Source organism: Streptomyces sp. NPDC031132 (assembly GCF_055570595.1).
Genome location: NZ_JBVIGX010000010.1, coordinates 1 through 20,295 on the forward strand (window position 1 = coordinate 1; position 20,295 = coordinate 20,295).

Below are 20,295 nucleotides of genomic sequence, written 5' to 3' on the forward strand. Positions count from 1 at the left end.
CACGAGAGATCTACCGACTCATCGTCCCCGCCACCACTCCGGCTGACCAGACAAGACCCGCCGGAGTCGCTGCTTGACATCCATAGGGGCATCAAACGCCGCTACGTCTACCTTGGCACCGCAACCGCCGCAGCCCTCAGCATCTGGCTCCGAACATGATCGGCCGGACAAGCCCTAGTCGGTGGGCCAGGCTCCGGCGAGCATCTGGCGGGTGTCCGCCAGGAGTTGGGGCAGCACCTTGGTGTGGCCGACGACCGGCATGAAGTTCGTGTCCCCGCCCCAGCGGGGCACGATGTGCTGGTGCAGGTGCGCCGCGATGCCGGCCCCCGCCGCCGCGCCCTGGTTCATGCCGATGTTGAACCCGTGCGCCCCGGACGCCTTGCGCAGCGCGATCATGGCCCGCTTGGTGAGATCCGCCAGCTCGGCCGTCTCCGCCGCGTCGAGCTCCGTGTAATCGGCGACGTGCCGGTACGGGACGACCATCAGGTGGCCGCCGTTGTACGGGTACAGGTTCAGCACGGCGTAGACGTGCTTGCCCCGGGCCACGACCAGGCCGTCCTGGTCGGACATCTCCGGAATCCCGCAGAAGGGACAGCCGTCCCCGGCCTCCGGACCGGTCGGCTTGTTCTCCCCCTGGATGTACGCCATCCGGTGGGGCGTCCACAGACGCTGGAACGCGTCCTGCGTGCCCACACCGATCTGCTGCTCCGGCTCAATCGTCATGACATGCAGCATATGACCTTGCCCCCGGCGGGCGTGTCGTCGGGGCGAAGACCGGCAGCTCGACCGCGATGCTGGGCCCATGCGCGAAGAAGCCGAGACCCGCGACGCCGCCTGGGAGCGCCGTACGGAGCTCCCCCTGTTCTACGCCTCCCTGGTGTTCCTCGCCGGGTACGCGGTCCGCGTGCTGGCCAACGACGCCCACCACCTCTGGCGGGACGTCGCGAGCATCCTGGTCCTGGTGACCTGGCTCTGCTTCATCGTGGACTTCCTGGTGCGGCTGGTCCTCAGCCGCCAGCGGCCGAGGCGGTTCATCCGGACGCACTGGCTGGACGCCCTGGTCGTCCTGCTGCCGACGCTGCGGGCGCTGCGGATGGTCAAGGTCCACGACGCCATCCAGGCCAAACACCACGACCGCCCGCGCCGCAGCCTCTACCCGCGCGTGATCACGTACGCCGGTCTCTCGTCGGTGCTGCTCGGCTTCTCCGGCTCGCTCGGCCTGTACCACGTCGAGCACCAGGATCCGGCGTCCCCGATCCAGACGTTCTGGGACTCCGTGTGGTGCGTGTGCCAGACGCTGACGACGGTCGGCTACGGCGACGTCGCCCCGGTGACTCCGAGGGGACGGCTGATCGCGATCGGGCTGATGACCTTCGGCCTGGGCCTGCTGGGCGCCGTGACGGGTTCCTTCTCGTCCTGGCTGATCCAGGTCTTCCGCCGGGAGGACGAAGACGAGGGGCCCCCGGGGAACGGAAGTTCCCCGGGGGCCCCTCACTGAGCCGTCGCCCCGCAGGTCAGACCTGGACGCGGTCCTCGACGACCTTGGCCAACTTGGCCAGGGCCTCGTCCTTGGCGATGCCGTTCTCCTGCGAACCGTCGCGGTATCGGAAGGAGACGGTGCCCGCGGCCATGTCCTCGTCACCGACGATGATCATGAACGGGACCTTGAGCTTCTGGTGGTTGCGGATCTTCTTCTGCATACGGTCGGAAGAGGCGTCCACCTCCACCCGCAGGCCCTTCTTCTTCGCCTCGGCGGCGAACTCCTGCAGGTACTCCACGTGCCCGTCACCGATCGGGATGCCGACCGCCTGGACCGGGGCCAGCCACGGCGGCATGGCGCCGGCGTAGTGCTCCAGCAGCACGGCGAAGAACCGCTCGATGGAGCCGAACAGCGCGCGGTGGATCATGACCGGCCGCTGGCGGGAGCCGTCCGGGGCGGTGTACTCGAGGTTGAACCGCTCCGGGAGGTTGAAGTCGAGCTGGACGGTCGACATCTGCCAGGTACGGCCGATGGCGTCGCGCGCCTGCACGGAGATCTTCGGGCCGTAGAAGGCCGCGCCGCCCGGGTCGGGGGTCAGCGGGAGGCCCTGCTTCTCGGCCACCTGCTGGAGGACCGCGGTGGCCTCCTCCCAGACCTCGTCCGAGCCGACGAACTTCTCCGGGTCCTTGGTCGACAGCTCCAGGTAGAAGTCGGTCAGACCGTAGTCGCGCAGCAGGTTCAGCACGAAGGTGAGGGTCCGGTCCAGCTCCTCCGCCATCTGCTCACGGGTGCAGTAGATGTGCGCGTCGTCCTGGGTGAAGCCGCGGGCGCGGGTCAGGCCGTGCACGACGCCCGACTTCTCGTACCGGTACACGGTGCCGAACTCGAACAGGCGCAGCGGGAGCTCGCGGTAGGAGCGGCCGCGCGCGTCGAAGATCAGGTTGTGCATCGGGCAGTTCATGGGCTTGAGGTAGTAGTCGGTACCACCGTCGAGCTGCATGGGGGGGTACATACCCTCCGCGTACCAGTCCAGGTGGCCGCTCTTCTCGAAGAGCGCGCCCTTGGTGGCGTGCGGGGAGTAGACGAACTCGTAGCCCTCTTCCTCGTGCCGGCGGCGCGAGTAGTCCTCCATGGTCCGGCGGATGATGCCGCCGCGCGGGTGGAAGACGGCCAGGCCGGAGCCGATCTCGTCCGGGATGGAGAAGAGGTCCAGCTCGTTGCCGAGCTTGCGGTGGTCGCGCTTCTCGGCCTCGGCGAGGAAGTCGAGGTGGGCCTTCAGCTCCTCCTTCGACGGCCAGGCGGTGCCGTAGATGCGCTGGAGCATCGGGTTCTTCTCGCTGCCGCGCCAGTACGCGGCCGCGTTGCGCATCAGCTTGAACGCCGGGATGTTGCGGGTGGTGGGCAGGTGGGGACCGCGGCAGAGGTCCTTCCAGCACAGCTCGCCGGTCTTGGCGTCCAGGTTGTCGTAGATGGTCAGCTCGCCGCCGCCCACCTCGACGTTCGCACCGTCGTCGGTCGAGGCCGAACCCTTGATGCCGATGAGCTCGAGCTTGTACGGCTCGTCGGCGAGCTCCTCGCGGGCCGCCTCGTCGGTGACGACGCGGCGGGAGAAGCGCTGGCCGCGCTTCTGGATCTCCTGCATCTTCTTCTCGATGGCCTTCAGGTCCTCCGGGGTGAAGGGCCGGGCCACGTCGAAGTCGTAGTAGAAGCCGTTCTGGACCGGCGGGCCGATGCCCAGCTTGGCCTCGGGGAAGAGCTCCTGCACGGCCTGCGCCATGACGTGCGCGGTCGAGTGGCGCAGGATGTCGAGTCCGTCCTCGGACGAGATCTCGACCGGCTCGACGATCTCGCCGTCCTGGACGGCGTACGCAAGGTCCTTGAGCTCGCCCGCCACGCGCGCGGCGACGATGGTGCGCTCGCCCGCGAACAGCTCGGCCGCCGTAGTGCCCGTGGCCACCACGCGCTCGTCCCGCTCGGAATCGCGTTGGATGATCACACGGACGTCTGACACCGGTCTCTCCTGACTCAGGGGATGCGCGAGCGAACGCTGCGCGCCTGAATCGTACCGAGCCGACCGCCTCCGCCGCGAAACGGTTACGCGTTCCCCTGCCTCGACCTGCGCTTCTTTCCGGGCCGAGCCCCGCTCCCCCACGTTCGGGGTCGCCCCGACTTCGCCCACCCGACCCCGTTGATGAGTATTTAGTGAAACCCGGAGGACAGAAACACGCCGATCATGATGGTGGGGTGACTGGAAAACGCCCCACATATCGCAGGAGACCGCACCCAATCCGGTCGAACCGACAACTCCGCGTTTCATTAAAAATTGCCTAGTCGGCCATGACCTGACAACTATGTGATCGCCAGAGCGGCTCCGGCCGTTGGCACGACCCGGGGGTTCCCATGCGTACGTCAGTCTCCGCCATCCTCACCACCGTCGCGCTCACGGTCGCCGGCACCGTGGTCGGCGCCGCTCCGGCCGGCGCGGCCACGGCCGGCGACGTCGGCGTCACCTCCGCTTCCTCCGGCACCTCCATCTGCTACCGGGCCTACCTCCAGAACAAGGGCTGGCAGGAGTACCAGAACTGCGACGGCGGCAAGGTCGGTACCGAGGGCGAGGTGCGCACCATGGAGGGGCTGATGATCAGCGCCGGGGGCGTCGGCCGGATCTGTGTACGGGCCCACATCCAGGACCAGGGCTGGGACCCGGTTCCGACGTGCAGCGCCCAGGACGGCTACACCGTGACCGTGGGCAGCAGCGGCAAGAACCGGGCGATCGAGGCCCTCGAGATCTCCCTCAGCCATGGCCAGGTCTCCGCCGACGCCCACCTGCGCAACTACGGCTGGACGGGCTGGAGCGGCTACGTCAGCAGCCTCGAGATCGGCACGACCGGTGAGAACCGACCGATGGAGGCCATCAAGCTCGCGGTGCGTGGCTAGACCGCGGCCCGAGAACGGGGGTGCGGGCGGCGGGCAAGGGGACACCCCTTCCCACCGCCCGCTTCGGGCTTTCCCGGTCGCCCGCCCCACCGGGCTGCGCCCGCCCACATCCGTGCGGAATACTTCCGACGAGAGATCCCGGTGAGAGGTGACCCGCGGTGGACGACGGCGACCAGGCAGCCGACAACGATGCGCCGCCGGACGAGCCTCCGGCCGAGGCGCTGCGCCTGGCCGACCGGCTGGAGTACCTCTTCTCCCATGTGCAGCCGCTGCGCCGCCGCCACACGCTGCAAGAAGTGGTCGACGGGATCCGCGAGGACGGCGGCGCCGGCGACACGACGCTCTCCGTCGGCCGGCTCTCCATGCTGGTGAACGGCAAGGTCCCCAACCCGACCATCGGGACGCTCCGCTCCCTGGCCCGTTTCTTCGGCGTGCCGACCGCCTACTTCGTCGACGACGACGTCGCCGCCCAGACCATGGCGCAGCTGGGCCTCCTCAATGCCATCCGGGCCAACGACGTCCAGGCCGTGGCGCTCCGCGCCGCCGCGGTGGCGACCTCCTCCGCACACGGCATCGACGTGGTGCGCACGCTCGTGGAACGGGCCCGGCGCGTGGCCGACGGCACGAACGGCACGGACGGCGCCGACCGGTCGGGATGACGGTCTTCCCGTGACGGGTGCATAGACTCCCCCCGAAAGTCGCGTTCCGCCGGGGAGGGCGGGTGCGCGTGGTACGCAGGGGGGCCGATGCGGCGCGACAACTGGTCTGCGCTCGATGCCCGGTTCGCCGGCATCCTGAAGGAGCTGGACATCACCCGTCCGCTGGACGTGGAACGTCTGTGCACTTCCCTCTCGGAGCGCCGCGGACGCCCCCTCCATCTGCTCCCGCTGCCGGAGGCGGCCGGTGCCGACGCGGGTGTGTGCGGTCTCTGGCTGAGTCTGGGCGACGCGGACGTCGTGTTCTACGAGGCCGCGACCAGCCGGGTGCACCAGACACACATCGTCCTGCACGAGCTGGCGCACATGCTGCTCGACCACGGACGGCTGGGTGACGGCGACCTGCCCGTTCCGGCCGGCCTCTTCCCCGATCTCGACCCGGCCATGGTGAACCGCATGCTCGCCCGCGGCCGGACCGACTACTCGGCCGTCGAGGAACGGCAGGCCGAGCTGCTGGCGACGCTGATCAGCAGCCACGCCGCGAACAGTCCGGTGGCCGAGCGGAGTGCCTCGCCCCGGGCCGCCGGGGTGCTCGGCCGGCTGGGCGAGACGCTCGGCCTCGGGCGGCGGGCATGAGCGCGGTCCGCGCCGTCGATGTGGCGGTCCTGGGTCCGGTGGTGCTCGGTTCGGTCTGGATGGGCCGGGGCGCACTGGCCGGCGGGCGGCGGGAAAAGGCCCTGTGGATCGCCCTGTTGTTCCAGGCGGCGGCGATCACCGCCGGGGTCCCCGGCATCCGGCGCTGCATCGACGGCCTGTTGGGGGTCGCCAGCGTCACCAACCTGATCGTCCATCTGCTCACGCTGGGGTCCGCGTCCTGTCTGATCGAGTTCGTTCACCGGACGACGAGTGAGGGGCGCAGGCTGTCGGCTCCCGTCCGGGGGCTCGCCGTGGCCGGGCCGGCGCTGGTGGCCGTGTTCGCCGCGATGCCCCGCCCGGACGGGGAGGAGGACCTGCTGACCCAGGAGACGACCGGCTGGTCCCTCACCTACTGGGGGATCGTGATGCTCTACCTCGGCTGGGGTCTCGCGCTCTCCACCTCGATGTGCTTTCGCTACGGACGTCAGGCCGCGCCGGGTTCGCTGCGGACCTCGCTGCGCCTGATCGGTGCGGGCAGTGTCTGCGGGCTGCTTTACGTGACCCACCGGGTGGCGTACCTGGTGGTGCACGCGATCGTGCCCGGGTGGTTCGGCAATGCCGCAGCGGTCGCCACGACCCAGGTGCTGATGGCCTGTGCGCTGCCCCTGCTCATCCTCGGGGTGGCCTGGCCGAGTCTGGCCGAGCGGTTCCGGGTCCGGCGGGTGCGTCGTCGGCTGAGGCGGATCCGGCCGCTGTGGCTGGCGCTGCGGGAAGTGGCTCCGGAGGTGATGCTGCCGTTGCCCCCCGCGCTGGAACGCGACCCCGACGTGCTGTTGTACCGGCGGGTCATCGAGATCCGGGACGCTGCGCTGGCCCTCCGGCCGGTACGGGAGGAGGCGCGGGCGGCGCTGGTCGCCGCGGGCCTGTCGGGGCCGGCCCTGGAGGCCGCGGCGGAGGCGGTGGCCCTGCGCTGTGCGGTCCGCGGACCCGGCCGCGCGACGGGCCCGGGCGACCCGGCGGGCGGGGCCGGGCCGGCGGCGGACGGCGATCTGGACGCCGAGGTGGCATGGCTGGAACGGGTGGCGGCGGCCTACCGGACCCCCCTGGTCCGGCGGACGGCGCAGGCCCTGCCGGCCGCCGGCCCCTGCGCTCCGAAGGAGACGGACCGGGTCTGAGGGGCCGGGTCTGATCGGCCGGGTCTGATCGGCCGGGTCTGATCGGCCGGGCCGACGAACGGGGCCTACTCGTCGGACGGGAGGACGTCCCCCGGATCGAGCGCTTCGTCCAGCGACTTCATCAGCCGGTCCCGCTCGACCTCGTCCAGCGGCACCGGCGTGACATCCGCGGCATCGGTCAACCGCCGGAACCCGCCCCGGCGCTGCAACCGCCCGGTCACCCGGATCGGCACGCCCACCAGATGCGCATGCCCCGCCACCCGGTACGCCTCCTCGTCCAGGACGGCCCGTACGTACGGGATCTCCGCCCCCGCGAGGACCCGCAGCCGGATCGTGCCCCCGCCGCCCGGCGCCGAGCGCCGCATCCGGACCACCGCGCCCGCCAGCCGCACGGGAACCGCCGGTTCGTCCCGGGTGTAGCGCGCCGCCGCCTCCCGGAGCACCGGCAGGTCCCCCGGCGAGAACTCCACCGGCTCCGGCCGGGCCGCGCACCCCGCCGGGACCCCGGCCGCCGGCGCCCAGGCCAGGGCGATGCGGGCCCCCTCCGACCCCCGCACCAGCGCGATCAGCGCATCGGCGAGCTCCCGGCTGACGCCGGCCTCGACCGCCGCGTCGAAGGCCTCCATGCCGCCGGTGGCCCGCCGGTAGTCCACGGCCTCCCGGGCCGCGTGCAGGGCGTGGTGCAGCCGGGTCATGGTGCCCCGCCCGCCGTCCACCGGGACGTACGCGGTGAGCCTGCGCCCGCCGGGGGCCGGCCCCACCAGGACCCCGTCCAGGGCGCGTTCGGCCTGTCCGCGGTGGCGGGCGCCGTAGTACCCGGCCCTGGCCCGGTCCGCGAGGGCCCCGGCGAGCAGGAGCTGCCGGGCGGCCGAGCGGAGCTGTTCCTGCACGGTCCACGCCGCCGCGCCCTGGGGCCCGTACGGCCCTTCGGGGCCCTCCGGGATCCGCCGGTCCCAGCGGATCTCGTCGCTGGGCACGCTCAGTCCGTACAGCACCTCCCGCGCGGACGGCAGCGCACTGCGCGCGAGCGCGGTGAGGGCCTCCTCCAGCAGGTCGGAGCAGTCGGGGAAGGCGCGGCTCTCCGGGACGAGGAGGCTGCTCCCCCCGCCGGCCGACCCGTGAACGGCAGGCGGCGTCCAGCGCCCGTACCGCCCGGCGGCCCCGCCCCGGCGCTGCCAGCCGTGCCGGTGCAGCAGGGCCCCCAGCACGGCCGGGTCGACGTGGGCGGGATCGGGCGTCCCCGAGTCGGAGAAGTCCCCGTACTCGGACGGGGACGTCAGCGGTTCGAGGTTCGGTGAGTGCCAGTGCATCAAGGAGTCCCTCCCGACCCGACCCGGGTCATGATCTCGCACAGCGCCCGGTCGTCGAAGATCCGCGTGGTGGGGATCCGTACGGTGGTCCGGCGCCGGCCGGTCACGGGGTGCCCGGCGAGGTTGGTCCAGTAGCAGCAGTGCCGCAGGTCGAGCCGGTCGTGGCCGGCGGCGAGCCACTGGTCGCGGTCTCGCGGGACGAGCATCACGACGAGGATCTTGTGGACGGCGACCGGCGTGCGGGCCAGCTTCACCAGGTGCTCGTTGTCGAGGGTGAACGCGAAGGTGGGTCCGGCCGGTCTGGGCGGTACCTGGTAGGTCGCCTTCAGCTGCACCTTGATGGTGACCTCGTCGTCGACGACGTGCTCGGCCGCGCCGTGGTTGACCTGCCAGTCGATGCCGTTGTCCGGAAAGGGCTGGGAGAGCGAGCAGCCGGCCGCGGCGGCGACGGCGTGCAGGTATCCCACCTGGAGGGTCTCCATGCAGGCGGTGGTGGCGAGCGTGCCGCGCAGCGGTCCGGTCCGCGCGTCGCTGCGCGGATCGGTCCGCCCCTGCAGCATCCCGCCCGGTTCGGGCTGCGCGAGCGCCATGGCCGGCTCCCCATGCCTTCCGGGCTCTGCCGAATGAGGGTGGACGGGGTGATGACCGGTCAGGTGTGCGGTCCCCCAGGGAAGTTGTCTCCGTACCAGAGGGCCCGCAAACGGCGTACGGCGCAAACAGGCCGGGTATCACCGATGCGGGCGGGGGTGGCACGTTCCGAGGCGGCGGCGCCCGGGTGCCCCCAACTGCCGATCGGGAACGAGGAGTTCGCCATGACGCGCTGGTACGAGGGCCCGCTGGCCGCATTCGACACGGAGACGACCGGGGTGGACGTGGAGCAGGACCGGATCGTGTCCGCCGCTCTCGTCGTGCAGGAGTGTGCGGGCGGCCGGGTCCGCTCCACCCGCTGGCTGGTCAATCCCGGCATTCCGGTGCCCCCGGGCGCCACGGAAGTGCACGGTCTGACGGATGACCACCTCCAGCGCAACGGGCGGTGGCCCGCGCCGGTCGTGGAAGAGATAGCCCGTGCGCTCGGGGAGCAGCAGGTCGCGGGCCGGCCGGTGGTGGTGATGAACGCGCCGTTCGATCTGACGCTGCTGGACCGGGAGTTGCGCCGGCACCGGGCGTCGACGCTGGCGCGCTATCTGGACAACCGGCCGCTGACGGTGCTGGATCCGCGGGTGCTGGACAAGCATCTGGACCGGTACCGCAAGGGCCGTCGCACGCTGACGGATCTGTGCGCGCACTACGGGATAGAGCTGGAGGGGGCGCACGACGCGGCGGTGGACGCGTTGGCCTCGCTGGAGGTCGTACGGGCGGTGGGGCGCCGGTTCGCGGCGCGGCTGGAGCGGCTGACGCCGGCGGAGCTGCACACGCTGCAGGCGGTGTGGCATGCGGCGCAGGCGCGGGGGCTGCAGGCGTGGTTCGCGCGTCAGGGGACGCCGGAGTCGGTGGATCCGCACTGGCCGCTGCGGCCGGAGCTGCCTGCGGCGGCGTAGGTCGACGACCGAGGGCCAACGGCCCCCGGATGTGCGGAAGGCCGGTCCGTCGTGTGACGGACCGGCCTGACCCGGTGGGCGATACTGGGATCGAACCAGTGACCCCTTCGGTGTGAACGAAGTGCTCTCCCGCTGAGCTAATCGCCCGGGAACGAGTTGAACCATACAAGAGGCACGGGGTCTGGTTCAAACCGCTTCCGGTGTGGCCGCCAGACGGGCGGCGAGGGCGCGCCGGCCGGCCCGCATCATCAGGGCGTGGTTGAGCCGGAACGCGGGCCGCGCGGGGACCGCGAGGCGCCGCAGCAGGGGGCTGCGCACCTCGACCTCCTGCTCGTACAGGGCCCGTGTCCCGTGTCCGCCGGCGCCTCGGCGGGCGCGTACGGTCCACCGCGCCCAGCCCTCGATGTCGCCGTGCAAAGCGGCCTCCAGGAGGCCCCGGCCGGGGTCGCGGAGGAGTTCGGTGGCGGTCGTGCGGATCTCGTACGGGAGGACGGAGCGGATGTGCAGGGTGCCGCTGTGTCCGTCGATCTGCTCGACGGCGCGGACCTGGGGCCACCAGCGCGGGTAGTCCCCGGTCTGTTCGAGTACGGCGTAGACCCGGGCGGGCGGGGCGTCGAGGTCCCACACGCTGCGGAAGCGGTAGTGGTTCCAGCGGTCCCGGTGGCGGCGGTCCGTGTTCCCTGCGCGGCTGTGGTCCATGGCGCCAGTCTGGACCGGCGGGCCCCCGTACGGGCCCCGCTCTTGCAGATGCACTCCTTCCGTGGGTACTCAGGGCGGATCTGAGTACGCACGCCCATGTCCTGACGGCGTGACGGGCACCACACTCCGGAACATGGCGACTCCACCACCCGGCACCCCCCTCCCGCCCGACCGGGAGCTCGTGCTCATCGATCGTGAACTGGTCCAACTCGACGCCCGCCGCAGTTATCTGCTGGCCCGCCGGGACTGGCTGCTGCGGCTTCCGGCGCCGGGCGGGTGGACGGCGCCGGGAGTCCCCGCCCGGCCGGCGGAGGCCTCGGCCCCGAGTGCGCAGAACGTGCTGCTGACCTTGGGCGCGGTGCTGCTGGCGGTGGCTGCGCTGGCGTTCACGCTGGTCAGTTGGGGGTCCATGGGGATCGCCGGGCGCAGTGCGGTGCTGGCCGTGGTGACGGCGGCCGCGCTGGGCGCGCCGGCGCTGCTGCTGCGCCGCGGGCTGCGCTCGACGGCCGAGTCGGTGGCGGCGGTGGGGCTGCTGCTGACGGTGCTGGACGCGTACGCGGTGTACGCGGTCGCGGTCCCGGGGGTGGACGGCGCCGCGTACGCGGCGGGGGCGGCGGCGGTGCTGGCGGCGCTGTGGGCGGGGTACGCCCGGGCGCTGCCGGGGCTGCTGATCCCGCTGCCGGCGGCGGTGCTCACGGCGCAGCTCCCGCTGCCGCTGGCGGCGGTGGCCGCGGCGGCGGGCCCCATGGGGATCGGCTGGGCGCTGCTGGCGACGGCGGCGCTGGACGCGGCGCTCGTCCTGTCGGCGCCGGGGGTCCGCGCGCGGGCGTCGGTGTTCGGTCCGGCGGCGGTGAGCGCGGCCGTCCTCGCGGCGGGCGCCGTGTTGACCGGGCTGTCGGAGTCGGCGCAGGCCGGCTCGGCCGCGGCGGCGACCGGTCCGGCGCTGCTGCTGGCGGCGTGCGCGGTGCTGGGCGTCGGGGTGGCGTGGCGGGAGCCCTCGGCGATGGCGGCGGCGGTCGCCGGCGGCCTGGCTGCGGTGGCGGCGCTCGGGGGCCCGGCCCGTCCCGGGCTGTCGCGGGAGTGGACCGTGGTGGTCTTCCTGCTGCTCGCCCTGCCGCTGCTGGCGGCGGTACGGGCGACCGTGCTCCCGGCGGCGGTGCGGCGCGGCCTGGTTCGGGCCGGGGCGGGGGTGGCGGCGCTGGCCGCGGTGTCGGCGCTGCTGCCCGCGGTGGGCTCGCTGGTGTTCCGGGTCGGGGTGCTGGGTGAGGTGTGGGCGGCGACGACTCCGCCCCGGGATGCGTACGGGCCGGGCCCGGCGGCCGCGGTGACCCTGCTGGTCGCGGCGGGGGCCGCCGGGTGGCTGGCGCGGGTGCCGCCCCGCGCGGAGCCGGGCGTGGTCGCGGTGGTGCTGGCGTGGGCGGGGCTGTTCACGGCGCCGATGGCGTACGGGCTGCCGGTGGCGGCGGTGCTCGCGGCCCAGCTGGCGGTGACGGCGGCGGCCGGGGTGTGTGCGCTGCGGTTCGCCCGCGGCCCGGGGTACGCGGCTGCGGTGTGTGCCGCGGTGGGGGCCCTGAACCTGTCGGTGGCCGCGCTGGACGGCCGTACGGCCACGTTCGCGGTGTTCGGGCTGCTGGGTGCGGGTTGCGCGGCGGGGGCGGCGTACGGGCCCGCCGCGCTGCCCACACGGGCCGGCGGGGCGGTGCTGGCCGTCGGGTACGCGGCGGGCACGGTGGCGGCGCTGGGGGCGCTGTGGGGGCTCGCGGTGTCCTGGTGGGCACTGCCCCTGCTGGCGGTTCCGGCGGCGGTGGCGGCGCTCGGCCCGCGCCTGGGCCGGGTGCGGATCCCGGCGGAGATCACGGCGGGCGTGGTCGGCGCGGTGGCGCTGCTCCTGCCCGTCCGGGAGCCGGCGCTGTCGGCGCTGGTGTGCGCGCTGGCCGGGGTGGTCTGCGCGGGCGCGGCGGTACGGGCGGACCGGCGCGGGCTCGGCTGGGCGGCTGGGGCCCTGTTCGTGGCGGCGACCTGGATCCGGCTCTGGGCGTCCGGGGTGGCGGCGCCGGAGGCGTACACGCTGCCGGTGACGGTGCTCGCCCTCGCGGTGGGCTTCGTGCGCCGCCGCCGGGACGCGCGGGCTTCGTCCTGGACGGTGTACGGGCCGGGGCTGGGGGCGACGCTGTTGCCGAGCCTGGTCGCGGCCTGGGGCGACCCGAACTGGCTGCGGCCGCTGCTGCTGGGCCTGGCGTCGCTCGCGGTGACGCTGCTCGGCGCGCACCGGCGGCTCCAGGCCCCGCTGCTGCTCGGCGGCGGCGCCCTTGCGGCGGTGGCCCTGCACGAGCTGGCCCCGTACGTGGTCCAGGTGGTGGACGCTCTGCCGCGCTGGCTGCCGCCGGCGCTGGCGGGGCTGCTGCTCCTGGTGGTGGGGGCGACGTACGAGAAGCGGCTGCGGGACGCGCGCCAGCTGCGGGCGGCCCTCGGCAGGCTCGGGTGACGGCGGCCCGGGAGGGCGGAAACGCCAAGGGCCCGGAGACGGTGAAAGTCTCCGGGCCCTTGGTCCGGGTGGGCGATACTGGGTTCGAACCAGTGACCCCTTCGGTGTGAACGAAGTGCTCTCCCACTGAGCTAATCGCCCGGACGCACCGCAAACATTACCCCATGTCAGCGGTGGTTCCCGACCATCACTGGTCCTTGAGGTTCCAGGGCAGCGTGAGCCCGTACTTCCACAGGTAGAAGCCGACCAGCGCGCCCGCGATCACGAGCCCGACGCTGGTCAGGATGATGTTGCGGCGGCGGACCTTCGGGTCGAGCGCCTTCTGCGCGGCCTCGGTGACCTTGCGCTTGGTCCAGCGCAGCACCAGGTGGGCCCAGGCGAACTCGGTGGCCCAGATCGCGAGGCCCGCGAAGATCGCGACCCAGCCGGGGCCGGGCAGGACGAGCATGGCGACACCGGCACCGATGACGGCGAGGCCGACGATGAAGACGCCGACCTGCCAGCTCAGGTGCAGGCTGCGCCGCGACTTGATGAAGGCGGGCGCCTTCGATACGTGCGGCGCCTCTTCCGTGGTCTGCTGAGTGCTGGCGTCGTCGGCTGCGGACGCTTCGGTCCCGCGGTCACTCCCCGTATTCATGGGTCCGAATCTACCGGAGCCGGAAGCACACGTGAATGGTGGTTTGGATCCGCCGTCCGAGGGACCCAGAGGTCCGCAAAACGGTCAGAGGGGTTTACAACGGCACCGTAGGTGGCATGTCGATTTCGCCGACGTGCGAATCCCCGAGCGCACACTGAGCGAAAGGCCCTGGCGCTTATGAACACCACGGTCAGCTGCGAGCTGCACCTGCGCCTCGTTGTGTCGAGCGAGTCCTCACTGCCTGTCCCGGCGGGCCTGCGGTATGACACGGCCGATCCCTACGCCGTGCACGCCACCTTCCACACCGGCGCCGAGGAGACGGTCGAGTGGGTATTCGCCCGAGACCTCCTCGCTGAGGGCCTCCACCGGCCCACCGGAACCGGAGACGTCCGCGTCTGGCCGTCCCGCAGCCACGGTCAGGGCGTCGTCTGCATCGCCCTGAGCTCACCGGAGGGAGAAGCACTGCTCGAAGCACCCGCCCGCGCACTCGAGTCGTTCCTCAAGCGGACGGACGCCGCGGTTCCACCCGGGACCGAACACCGGCACTTCGACCTCGACAAAGAGCTCTCCCACATCCTGGCCGAAAGCTGAACCAGGCCTGCAGGGAGCACCTCCCGGCATGCGCCGGGGGCCACTCCGCACCGTCCGACTCGGGGCGACGGTGCGGGCTGGACAAAAACCACATACGGCAGTGCCGGCGCTGTTCTTGCGGAAGCCACCCGTGAGGACGGCGCCGGTCTGCGTGACGCAGTCGCAGCGGAGGCACCTCCCGATGCCGCCCGGGGGCGACTAGAGTCGGCCACCAGCGGCGGCACTGGTCCGTCGCCGCAGGCCCGGCCTCCAGGGAGCGACCACCGTGCAGATTCCCCACGACACCCGTCGCGCGCTCGACGTCGTCGTCGCGCTGGTGAACACCACGGCCGAGACGGACCAGCCCGACGGGCTGGCGGACGTCGGTTCGCTGCGCGAGTTCGTGCGCGAGTACGAGATCAGCGACGTCGGCGAGCTCGGCGCCCGCGACCTCGCCGGGGTGCGCACCGTCCGCGGCAAATTCGCCCAGGTGTTCGGGGCGGCCAATCCCCGGGCCGCCGCCGGACTGATCAACGAGCTGGTGGCGACCGCCGGGACCACCCCGCAGCTGACCGACCACGACGGCTACGACTGGCACGTCCACTACTTCGCGCCGGGCGCCTCGCTCGGCGACCACCTCGCGGCCGACGGCGGCATGGCGCTGGCCTTCATCGTGGTCTCCGGCGAGCAGGAACGACTGCGCCGCTGCGAGGCCCCCGACTGCCGGCGCGCCTTCGTCGACCTCTCACGGAACCGCTCGCGCCGCTACTGCGACAGCCGGACCTGCGGGAACCGGCTGCACGTGGCGGCGTACCGGGCCCGGCGCAAGGAGGCCGACGCGGGAGCGTCAGAGCAGGAAGAGGTCATGCACGGCGGCCAGCAGCAGTAGGGTGCCGATCACCCCTAGGAAGATCATCAGGGGCGGCTGGGAGAGCGCGAAGAGGCAGCCTCGCGGCTCCTCGGCAACGGGGGCGGGGACCGGGGCCGGCGCGGGTACCGTCGGCTCACCCTGCGATGTGTCGAGCATGTCGGGGCGATGATGACCCAAGGTGTCCCGAGCGGGCCCTCAACACGCCAGCGTTCACGCGGGAGTTCACCCCTTCTCGTCACGCTCGCGGCATTTCCCTGCGCGGACCTCAGATGCCGTGCTTCTTCAGAATCGCTTCGATGTCGGAGAAGTCATCCGCAGGAGTGGCGGGGGCGGCCCCCCTGCGGGGCTCCGGCTGCGGACGGGCGCCCTGTCCGAGCGAGGGGGCGGAGGCGGCCGGGGCCACGGCGTCCTGCGCGGGGCGCCCCTTGGCGGCCTTGGCCGGCTTGGCCGGCTTCTCCCCGGCGCCGAGGCTGCGGCGCTCGACGGCCCGCGTGGTCATGAACAGCACCCAGGACAGCCCGAGCAGCCCGAAGCCCGCCCAGACGGTCGGATCGAAGACCATCCCGGACACCCACTCCACGAAGCCCGTCATCACCAGGGCGACCGGCACCAGCGCGTACGCCGCGATGCGCGTGGCGGCGAGGAAGCGCTTGCGGTACGCGGTCACCGCGGCGAGGCCCAGGCCCGCCGCGGACACCGCGGAACATATGGTCTCGGCAAGCATGCGGTCCTCCATGGGTGGGCGAACTGTCCCTTCCATCCTGCACCGGGCAGCGCCGCAGCGGCCATGTCCCGAGCGGATCCCGGGCCGATCTCAGGGAGATCTCGGGGTCGCCCCTCCTCCTCAGGGCGGCGCCGGGAGGTCCGTTTCGGTGGCGGCGCCCGGCGGCTGGGAGACTGTCCGCATGACCGATTCCGTGATCCTCGACGTCTGGTGCGAACTCCAGTGCCCGGACTGCCACCGCGCCCTGGGCGACGTACACGCCCTGCGGGCCCGCTACGGCGACCGGCTGGACATCCGGCTGCGCCACTTCCCGCTGGAGAAGCACAAGCACGCCTTCGCCGCGGCGCAGGCCGCCGAGGAGGCCGCGGAGCAGGGCCGGGCCTGGCCGTACGTGGAGGCCGTACTGGCGCGCACCGCGGAGCTCGGCGAGCGCGGCGAGACCGTGCTGCTGGACGTGGCGCGTGAACTCGGCCTCGATGCCGAGGAGTTCGACACCGCCCTGATCGACGGCCGGCACATCCTGATCGTCGACGCCGACCAGGCCGAGGGCAAGGCGATCGGCGTGACCGGCACCCCGACGTACGTGATCGGCGGCGAGCGCCTCGACGGCGGCAAGAGCCAGGATGGCCTGCGCGCCCGCATCGAGGAGATCGCGGACCGCCTGCTGGCCGCGGACGACACCCCCTAGAGCAGGTCCTTGGCGTAGTTGACGTCGGTCGTCCGGTAGCCGAGGGACTCGTAGAGCCGCAGCGCCGGGGTGTTGCCGGCGAAGACCTGGAGCCCGAGGGTGCGGTGGCCCGCGGCGAGGGCCTGGCGTTCGGCGAGCAGCATCAGGTCGCGGCCGTATCCGCGGCCCCGGTGCTCCTCGGCGACCGCGACGTCGAAGACGTACGCGCCCTCCCCGGCCGGCGCCACCCACAGGTGGCCGACCGGGGTGCCCCCCGCGTCCAGGACGCTGAGGCTGGTGCCCTCCGTGGCCAGTCCGTGGGGCAGCTGGCGCTCGTGGTCGGCCACCGACTTCGCCCGCGCGGCCTCCTCCGGCATGCCCCGGCTGGTCCAGTCGGCGGTGTAGCCGTCGATCGCGTCGACGAGCCAGACCTCGTACTCGGCCTCCGTCATGGACCGGCCGAGGACCCCCTCCCGGAGCTCGGGCGGCTCCGCGGGGAGCTCCTTGGCCATGATGCGGCTGTACTCGGCGTACCCGAGCGCCTGTGCCATCCGCAGGCCGCCCGCCGAGGCGGCGGGTACGGAGACCCGCACGCGGCGGCAGCCCCAGCCGCGCAGCACCTCCTCGGCGGCGAGCGCCCCGACCGTGGCCCGCCCGCGCCGCCGGTCGGGTTCGTCGACGACGAGGTCGCGGATCTCCCCGACCGTCGGCCCGAAGGGGGTGTCGCAGGCGACCAGCAGCGCGCCGACGCGCCTGCTGTTGACCCGGATCTCGTACGGGCGCGACCGCGCGCCGCCGGTGCTCTGCTGAAGCGGCCCGCTCGGCCGCAGGGTGGTGGTCATCAGTCGAGTTCTACCCCGCCCTGCGGCCCGTGCGACAGCCTTTGAACAGACAGTCCGGGCGCTGCGCCTCAGGGCGTCACGGGCAGCGCACGGGGCTCACGGGGCTCACGGGGCTCACGGGTCCAGGTCCTCGCCGGCGCGCGCGTCGAAGATCCGCATCGCCTCGGCCGTGACGGGCCCCGGCACGGCCGCCGCCGTCGTACGGTCGTCGACCCGGTGGACGGCCTGCACATCGCGCAGAGTCGAGGTCAGGAAGATCTCCTCGGCCCGCTCGAGCGCCTCGAAGGGCAGGTCCGTCTCCTTGGCCCCGGCCCACTCCACGACGAGGGCGCGGGTGATGCCGGCCAGGCAGCCGGAGGCGACGGGCGGCGTGTGCAGCTCCCCGTCGAGTACGACGAACACGTTGGATCCGGTGCCCTCGCAGAGCCGCCCGACGGTGTTCGCGAACAGGGCCTCGGAGGCCCCTGCCCGGTGGGCGGCGGCCAGCGCGACGACGTTCTCCGCGTACGAGGTGGTCTTCAGGCCGGTCACGGCGGAGCGCTCGTTGCGGACCCAGGGCACGGTGATCACGGCCGTGGTGTCCGGGCGGCGGGCGGTCTCGCCGACGGCCACGACCAGGGTGGGGCCGGACTCCCCGCGGTCGGAGCCGAGCGGGGAGACGCCGCCGGTGTACGTGATGCGCAGCCGGCCGAGCGGCATCGGATTGGCCTCCAGGACGGCCGCGCAGGCCCGGCGCACCTCGTCCAGGTCGGGGTCGGGCAGTCCGAGACCGCGGGCCGAGCGGGTCAGCCGGTCCAGATGCCGGGTGAGCGCGAAGGCCGCGCCCTCCTCCGCCTTCAGCGTCTCGAACACCCCGTCGCCCACGGTCAGCCCGTGGTCGAACACGGACACCTGTGCGCTGTCGGCGTCCCGCAGCGCGCCGTCGAGCCAGATCCTCACCGTACGATCCCTCCGCTCACCCAGGGGTACCAGTCACCTCATGGGCCCCTGACGCTACCCGGAGGAGCCGGGCGGCCTTCAGTTCGGTCTCGGCCCATTCGCGCTCGGGGTCGGAGCCCCAGGTGATGCCGGCGCCGGTGCCGAAGAGCAGCCGCGGGCCGCCCGGGCCCTGGCGATCGATCCAGAAGGTGCGGATGCCGACGGCGAGCTCGGCGGTCCCGCGGTCGGCGTCGACCCAGCCGATGCCGCCGCAGTAGGGGCCGCGGGGGGCGGTCTCGAGGGCCTCGATGATCCGCAGCGCCGAGGACTTGGGGGCGCCGGTGACGGAGCCGGGCGGGAAGGTGGCGGCGAGCAGCTCGGGCCAGCCGGCGCCGTCGGCGAGTTCGCCGCTGACGGTGGAGACGAGGTGGACCAGGCCGGGGTGCTCCTCGACTGCGCACAGTTCGGGGACGGCGACGGAGCCGGTGGCGCAGACCCGGCCGAGGTCGTTGCGTACGAGGTCCACGATCATCACGTTCTCGGCGTGGTCCTTGGGCTGCAGGTCCGCGGCGGTGCGGCCGGTGCCCTTGATGGGGCCGGACTCCACGTGGCGGCCGGCCCGGCGCAGGTAGAGCTCGGGGGACGCGGTGGCGATCTCGACGCCGTGGGCCGGGAGGCGAATCGTTCCTGCATACGGGGCCGGGTTGCCGCGCGCGAGCAGCGCCGTGAGGGCGTCGACGTCGGCGCGGTCCGGGTCGGGCAGCGGCGCGGACATCACGCGGCAGAGGTTGGCCTGGTAGACCTCCCCGGCGGCGATGTACTCGCGGATGCGGCGTACGCCGGCCGTGTAGGCCGCGCGGTCCAGGGAGGAGGACCAGCGGTCGGCAGCGGGGCCGCGCCAGGCTCCCGCGACGGGCGCCGGCACCGGGTCGGGGCGTACGTCGCCGAAGCGGGCGCAGACCAGACGCCCCTCGAAGTCCGCGGACACCGCCCAGAAGCCGGTGGAGTCGAGGGCGGAGGGGTCGCTGGTGACGTCTCGGAGGTCGGTCGCGAGGAGGCCGCCGAAGCGGGCCAGGGGGAGCAGGTCGTGCACGGCTGCGAGTCTATGACCGGTGACGCCGCGGCGCCGGTGAGGTGACTGCCGCGTGACCGGTGGTGATCGAGCGGCAGCACGCTGCGGAAACGCGTTTTTGAGCTGGCCCGGGAATCCGCTAGAGTTCAACACGTCGCCAGGGAGCGAAGGGGGAAAACCCCGGAGTGAACACGGTGACCTGCGGACGTAGCTCAGTTGGTAGAGCACCACCTTGCCAAGGTGGATGTCGCGAGTTCGAGTCTCGTCGTCCGCTCGAAGTGGGGGATCTTCCCGAGAACCCCTGCAACTCCAGGTGGAGTGGCCGAGAGGCGAGGCAACGGCCTGCAAAGCCGTCTACACGGGTTCAAATCCCGTCTCCACCTCCAAGGACGATTAGCTCAGCGGGAGAGCGCTTCCCTGACACGGAAGAGGTCACTGGTTCAATCCCAGTATCGTCCACTGGTCCGCAAGGATCCCCGCGCGATTAGCTCAGCGGGAGAGCGCTTCCCTGACACGGAAGAGGTCACTGGTTCAATCCCAGTATCGCGCACGCAGTACACGCACCACCTGCGGTTTCGTACCGCGGTCCCGCGCGATTAGCTCAGCGGGAGAGCGCTTCCCTGACACGGAAGAGGTCACTGGTTCAATCCCAGTATCGCGCACCACCTCCGGAAGCCCCGGCCGTTTCGACGGCCGGGGCTTCCGCGTTGCCGGGGCGGCTCAGGAGGAGAAGAGCATCCGGCCGAAGCCGCCCTTGTGGTGGCCGTGGTGGCCGTGGCCGCCGTGGTGCGGGGCGCCCCAGGCGGGGGCGGGGGCGTGCGCCGCCGGGTAGGGGGCCGGGGGTGCGGCGGGCGGCGGGACCTGGCCGTACTGGCCGCCGGTGTACTGGGACTCCAGGCGGGTCAGCGCCTCCAGCTCGCCGTAGTCGAGGAAGATGCCGCGGCAGTTGCTGCACTGCTCGATCTGGACACCGTTGCGGTTGTAGGTGTGCATCATCGCGTGACACTTCGGACACTGCATGACCGGATCAACTCCTCGCCGTCTGCTTCGACACCGGATGCATGCCCGGTGGCGTGAA

The 20,295-nt window shown here is 72.6% G+C and carries 22 protein-coding genes and 7 tRNA genes; 15 read left to right on the forward strand and 14 right to left on the reverse strand.

Going from position 1 to position 20,295, the window contains the following annotated elements; translation table 11 throughout:
* Positions 1 to 174: 174 nt before the first annotated feature.
* Positions 175 to 735, reverse strand: a complete 561-nt coding sequence (locus tag ACZ49B_RS16940; protein WP_468306182.1) for an HIT family protein — start codon at positions 733 to 735, stop codon at positions 175 to 177.
* Between the two features lie 67 nt (positions 736 to 802).
* Between ACZ49B_RS16940 and ACZ49B_RS16945 the strand changes: the two genes are divergently transcribed.
* Entirely contained in the window at positions 803 to 1,498 is a 696-nt protein-coding gene (locus ACZ49B_RS16945) for a potassium channel family protein (protein ID WP_468306185.1), read from the forward strand.
* Positions 1,499 to 1,514: 16 nt separating this feature from the next.
* Here ACZ49B_RS16945 and thrS read toward each other — a convergent pair whose 3' ends face one another.
* A complete protein-coding gene (thrS, locus tag ACZ49B_RS16950) occupies positions 1,515 to 3,491 on the reverse strand; it encodes a threonine--tRNA ligase (RefSeq protein ID WP_468306188.1) in 1,977 nt (658 codons plus the stop codon).
* A gap of 389 nt (positions 3,492 to 3,880) precedes the next feature.
* On the opposite strand from thrS, the gene ACZ49B_RS16955 reads away from it, so the two are divergent.
* The 4 genes from ACZ49B_RS16955 to ACZ49B_RS16970 all read left to right on the forward strand — a co-directional run bounded on the left by ACZ49B_RS16955 (position 3,881) and on the right by ACZ49B_RS16970 (position 6,884).
* Entirely contained in the window at positions 3,881 to 4,417 is a 537-nt protein-coding gene (locus tag ACZ49B_RS16955; protein WP_468306190.1) for a hypothetical protein, read from the forward strand.
* 158 nt (positions 4,418 to 4,575) lie between these two features.
* Positions 4,576 to 5,076 carry a hypothetical protein gene (locus ACZ49B_RS16960; RefSeq protein ID WP_468306193.1) on the forward strand — a complete coding sequence of 167 codons (501 nt, stop codon included), beginning with the start codon at positions 4,576 to 4,578 and terminating at the stop codon, positions 5,074 to 5,076.
* 87 nt (positions 5,077 to 5,163) lie between these two features.
* On the forward strand, positions 5,164 to 5,709 hold the full coding sequence (locus tag ACZ49B_RS16965) for a hypothetical protein (protein ID WP_468306196.1): 546 nt from the start codon (positions 5,164 to 5,166) through the stop codon (positions 5,707 to 5,709).
* Positions 5,706 to 6,884 (forward strand): MAB_1171c family putative transporter, encoded by a 1,179-nt coding sequence (locus ACZ49B_RS16970; protein WP_468306199.1) that lies wholly within the window; start codon positions 5,706 to 5,708, stop codon positions 6,882 to 6,884. Before ACZ49B_RS16965 ends, ACZ49B_RS16970 begins: the two co-directional genes overlap by 4 nt.
* Before the next feature lie 65 nt (positions 6,885 to 6,949).
* Here the strand turns inward: ACZ49B_RS16970 and ACZ49B_RS16975 are convergent, their stop codons facing one another.
* Together ACZ49B_RS16975 and ACZ49B_RS16980 are read right to left on the reverse strand one after the other, a co-directional pair.
* A complete protein-coding gene (locus tag ACZ49B_RS16975; RefSeq protein ID WP_468306201.1) occupies positions 6,950 to 8,194 on the reverse strand; it encodes a serine/threonine-protein kinase in 1,245 nt (414 codons plus the stop codon).
* Positions 8,194 to 8,784 (reverse strand): DUF4365 domain-containing protein, encoded by a 591-nt coding sequence (locus ACZ49B_RS16980; RefSeq protein WP_468306204.1) that lies wholly within the window; start codon positions 8,782 to 8,784, stop codon positions 8,194 to 8,196. The genes ACZ49B_RS16975 and ACZ49B_RS16980 overlap by 1 nt, the downstream gene beginning before the upstream one ends.
* Before the next feature lie 222 nt (positions 8,785 to 9,006).
* Here ACZ49B_RS16980 and ACZ49B_RS16985 point away from each other — a divergent pair, with 222 nt between their 5' ends.
* Complete coding sequence (locus ACZ49B_RS16985; protein WP_053786035.1) at positions 9,007 to 9,732, forward strand: 3'-5' exonuclease; 726 nt, start codon at positions 9,007 to 9,009, stop codon at positions 9,730 to 9,732.
* Between the two features lie 75 nt (positions 9,733 to 9,807).
* Here the strand turns inward: ACZ49B_RS16985 and ACZ49B_RS16990 are convergent.
* Together ACZ49B_RS16990 and ACZ49B_RS16995 are read right to left on the reverse strand one after the other, a co-directional pair.
* Positions 9,808 to 9,879 (reverse strand) — tRNA-Val (locus tag ACZ49B_RS16990).
* Between the two features lie 39 nt (positions 9,880 to 9,918).
* The gene (locus ACZ49B_RS16995; protein ID WP_468306206.1) at positions 9,919 to 10,431 is read right to left on the reverse strand and encodes an SRPBCC family protein; all 513 of its coding nucleotides are present in this window, start codon (positions 10,429 to 10,431) and stop codon (positions 9,919 to 9,921) included.
* A 133-nt stretch (positions 10,432 to 10,564) separates the two neighbouring features.
* Between ACZ49B_RS16995 and ACZ49B_RS17000 the strand changes: the two genes are divergently transcribed.
* Positions 10,565 to 12,916, forward strand: coding sequence for an SCO7613 C-terminal domain-containing membrane protein (locus ACZ49B_RS17000; RefSeq protein ID WP_468306208.1), 2,352 nt, complete (start codon positions 10,565 to 10,567; stop codon positions 12,914 to 12,916).
* A 69-nt stretch (positions 12,917 to 12,985) separates the two neighbouring features.
* Here ACZ49B_RS17000 and ACZ49B_RS17005 read toward each other — a convergent pair.
* Positions 12,986 to 13,057: transfer RNA gene (locus ACZ49B_RS17005), tRNA-Val, on the reverse strand.
* A gap of 46 nt (positions 13,058 to 13,103) precedes the next feature.
* The gene (locus tag ACZ49B_RS17010) at positions 13,104 to 13,553 is read right to left on the reverse strand and encodes a TIGR02611 family protein (RefSeq protein ID WP_468306211.1); all 450 of its coding nucleotides are present in this window, start codon (positions 13,551 to 13,553) and stop codon (positions 13,104 to 13,106) included.
* A 177-nt stretch (positions 13,554 to 13,730) separates the two neighbouring features.
* Here ACZ49B_RS17010 and ACZ49B_RS17015 point away from each other — a divergent pair, with 177 nt between their 5' ends.
* Together ACZ49B_RS17015 and ACZ49B_RS17020 are read left to right on the forward strand one after the other, a co-directional pair.
* A complete protein-coding gene (locus ACZ49B_RS17015; protein WP_030011909.1) occupies positions 13,731 to 14,144 on the forward strand; it encodes an SsgA family sporulation/cell division regulator in 414 nt (137 codons plus the stop codon).
* 265 nt (positions 14,145 to 14,409) lie between these two features.
* The gene (locus tag ACZ49B_RS17020; RefSeq protein ID WP_468306214.1) at positions 14,410 to 15,012 is read left to right on the forward strand and encodes a CGNR zinc finger domain-containing protein; all 603 of its coding nucleotides are present in this window, start codon (positions 14,410 to 14,412) and stop codon (positions 15,010 to 15,012) included.
* On the opposite strand, the gene ACZ49B_RS17025 is transcribed toward ACZ49B_RS17020, so the two are convergent.
* Both ACZ49B_RS17025 and ACZ49B_RS17030 read right to left on the reverse strand, forming a co-directional pair.
* Positions 14,971 to 15,150 (reverse strand): hypothetical protein, encoded by a 180-nt coding sequence (locus ACZ49B_RS17025; RefSeq protein WP_468306217.1) that lies wholly within the window; start codon positions 15,148 to 15,150, stop codon positions 14,971 to 14,973. The genes ACZ49B_RS17020 and ACZ49B_RS17025 overlap by 42 nt on opposite strands.
* A 109-nt stretch (positions 15,151 to 15,259) precedes the next feature.
* Positions 15,260 to 15,718, reverse strand: a complete 459-nt coding sequence (locus ACZ49B_RS17030; protein WP_468306219.1) for a hypothetical protein — start codon at positions 15,716 to 15,718, stop codon at positions 15,260 to 15,262.
* Between the two features lie 181 nt (positions 15,719 to 15,899).
* Here ACZ49B_RS17030 and ACZ49B_RS17035 point away from each other — a divergent pair, with 181 nt between their 5' ends.
* Positions 15,900 to 16,406 carry a DsbA family protein gene (locus ACZ49B_RS17035; protein ID WP_468306221.1) on the forward strand — a complete coding sequence of 169 codons (507 nt, stop codon included), beginning with the start codon at positions 15,900 to 15,902 and terminating at the stop codon, positions 16,404 to 16,406.
* Here ACZ49B_RS17035 and ACZ49B_RS17040 read toward each other — a convergent pair.
* The 3 genes from ACZ49B_RS17040 to ACZ49B_RS17050 form a co-directional block, all read right to left on the reverse strand.
* Positions 16,403 to 17,227 carry a GNAT family N-acetyltransferase gene (locus tag ACZ49B_RS17040; protein WP_468306224.1) on the reverse strand — a complete coding sequence of 275 codons (825 nt, stop codon included), beginning with the start codon at positions 17,225 to 17,227 and terminating at the stop codon, positions 16,403 to 16,405. The genes ACZ49B_RS17035 and ACZ49B_RS17040 overlap by 4 nt on opposite strands.
* Before the next feature lie 114 nt (positions 17,228 to 17,341).
* Entirely contained in the window at positions 17,342 to 18,166 is an 825-nt protein-coding gene (locus ACZ49B_RS17045) for an aminotransferase class IV (RefSeq protein ID WP_468306227.1), read from the reverse strand.
* Between the two features lie 16 nt (positions 18,167 to 18,182).
* Positions 18,183 to 19,238 carry a chorismate-binding protein gene (locus ACZ49B_RS17050; protein WP_468306230.1) on the reverse strand — a complete coding sequence of 352 codons (1,056 nt, stop codon included), beginning with the start codon at positions 19,236 to 19,238 and terminating at the stop codon, positions 18,183 to 18,185.
* 180 nt (positions 19,239 to 19,418) lie between these two features.
* On the opposite strand from ACZ49B_RS17050, the gene ACZ49B_RS17055 reads away from it, so the two are divergent.
* The 5 genes from ACZ49B_RS17055 (at position 19,419) to ACZ49B_RS17075 (ending at position 19,882) form a co-directional block, all read left to right on the forward strand.
* Positions 19,419 to 19,491, forward strand: a tRNA-Gly gene (locus ACZ49B_RS17055).
* A gap of 38 nt (positions 19,492 to 19,529) precedes the next feature.
* A tRNA-Cys gene (locus tag ACZ49B_RS17060) sits at positions 19,530 to 19,603 on the forward strand.
* Position 19,604: 1 nt separating this feature from the next.
* Positions 19,605 to 19,676: transfer RNA gene (locus ACZ49B_RS17065), tRNA-Val, on the forward strand.
* Positions 19,677 to 19,695: 19 nt separating this feature from the next.
* A tRNA-Val gene (locus tag ACZ49B_RS17070) sits at positions 19,696 to 19,767 on the forward strand.
* A gap of 40 nt (positions 19,768 to 19,807) precedes the next feature.
* Positions 19,808 to 19,882: transfer RNA gene (locus tag ACZ49B_RS17075), tRNA-Val, on the forward strand.
* Between the two features lie 55 nt (positions 19,883 to 19,937).
* Here ACZ49B_RS17075 and ACZ49B_RS17080 read toward each other — a convergent pair.
* Entirely contained in the window at positions 19,938 to 20,237 is a 300-nt protein-coding gene (locus tag ACZ49B_RS17080; protein WP_468306233.1) for a TFIIB-type zinc ribbon-containing protein, read from the reverse strand.
* Between the last annotated feature and the right edge of the window lie 58 nt (positions 20,238 to 20,295).

Excerpts from the sequence above, each read along its gene's own strand:
- ACZ49B_RS16940 (WP_468306182.1), bottom strand. The coding sequence starts at position 735 with ATGCTGCATGTCATGACGATTGAGCCGGAGCAGCAGATCGGTGTGGGC.
- ACZ49B_RS16945 (WP_468306185.1), top strand. The coding sequence starts at position 803 with ATGCGCGAAGAAGCCGAGACCCGCGACGCCGCCTGGGAGCGCCGTACG.
- ACZ49B_RS16955 (WP_468306190.1), top strand. The coding sequence starts at position 3,881 with ATGCGTACGTCAGTCTCCGCCATCCTCACCACCGTCGCGCTCACGGTC.
- ACZ49B_RS16965 (WP_468306196.1), top strand. The coding sequence starts at position 5,164 with ATGCGGCGCGACAACTGGTCTGCGCTCGATGCCCGGTTCGCCGGCATC.
- ACZ49B_RS16970 (WP_468306199.1), top strand. The coding sequence starts at position 5,706 with ATGAGCGCGGTCCGCGCCGTCGATGTGGCGGTCCTGGGTCCGGTGGTG.
- ACZ49B_RS16975 (WP_468306201.1), bottom strand. The coding sequence starts at position 8,194 with ATGCACTGGCACTCACCGAACCTCGAACCGCTGACGTCCCCGTCCGAG.
- ACZ49B_RS16980 (WP_468306204.1), bottom strand. The coding sequence starts at position 8,784 with ATGGCGCTCGCGCAGCCCGAACCGGGCGGGATGCTGCAGGGGCGGACC.
- ACZ49B_RS16985 (WP_053786035.1), top strand. The coding sequence starts at position 9,007 with ATGACGCGCTGGTACGAGGGCCCGCTGGCCGCATTCGACACGGAGACG.
- ACZ49B_RS16995 (WP_468306206.1), bottom strand. The coding sequence starts at position 10,431 with ATGGACCACAGCCGCGCAGGGAACACGGACCGCCGCCACCGGGACCGC.
- ACZ49B_RS17000 (WP_468306208.1), top strand. The coding sequence starts at position 10,565 with ATGGCGACTCCACCACCCGGCACCCCCCTCCCGCCCGACCGGGAGCTC.
- ACZ49B_RS17010 (WP_468306211.1), bottom strand. The coding sequence starts at position 13,553 with ATGAATACGGGGAGTGACCGCGGGACCGAAGCGTCCGCAGCCGACGAC.
- ACZ49B_RS17015 (WP_030011909.1), top strand. The coding sequence starts at position 13,731 with ATGAACACCACGGTCAGCTGCGAGCTGCACCTGCGCCTCGTTGTGTCG.
- ACZ49B_RS17025 (WP_468306217.1), bottom strand. The coding sequence starts at position 15,150 with ATGCTCGACACATCGCAGGGTGAGCCGACGGTACCCGCGCCGGCCCCG.
- ACZ49B_RS17030 (WP_468306219.1), bottom strand. The coding sequence starts at position 15,718 with ATGCTTGCCGAGACCATATGTTCCGCGGTGTCCGCGGCGGGCCTGGGC.
- ACZ49B_RS17035 (WP_468306221.1), top strand. The coding sequence starts at position 15,900 with ATGACCGATTCCGTGATCCTCGACGTCTGGTGCGAACTCCAGTGCCCG.
- ACZ49B_RS17040 (WP_468306224.1), bottom strand. The coding sequence starts at position 17,227 with ATGACCACCACCCTGCGGCCGAGCGGGCCGCTTCAGCAGAGCACCGGC.
- ACZ49B_RS17080 (WP_468306233.1), bottom strand. The coding sequence starts at position 20,237 with ATGCAGTGTCCGAAGTGTCACGCGATGATGCACACCTACAACCGCAAC.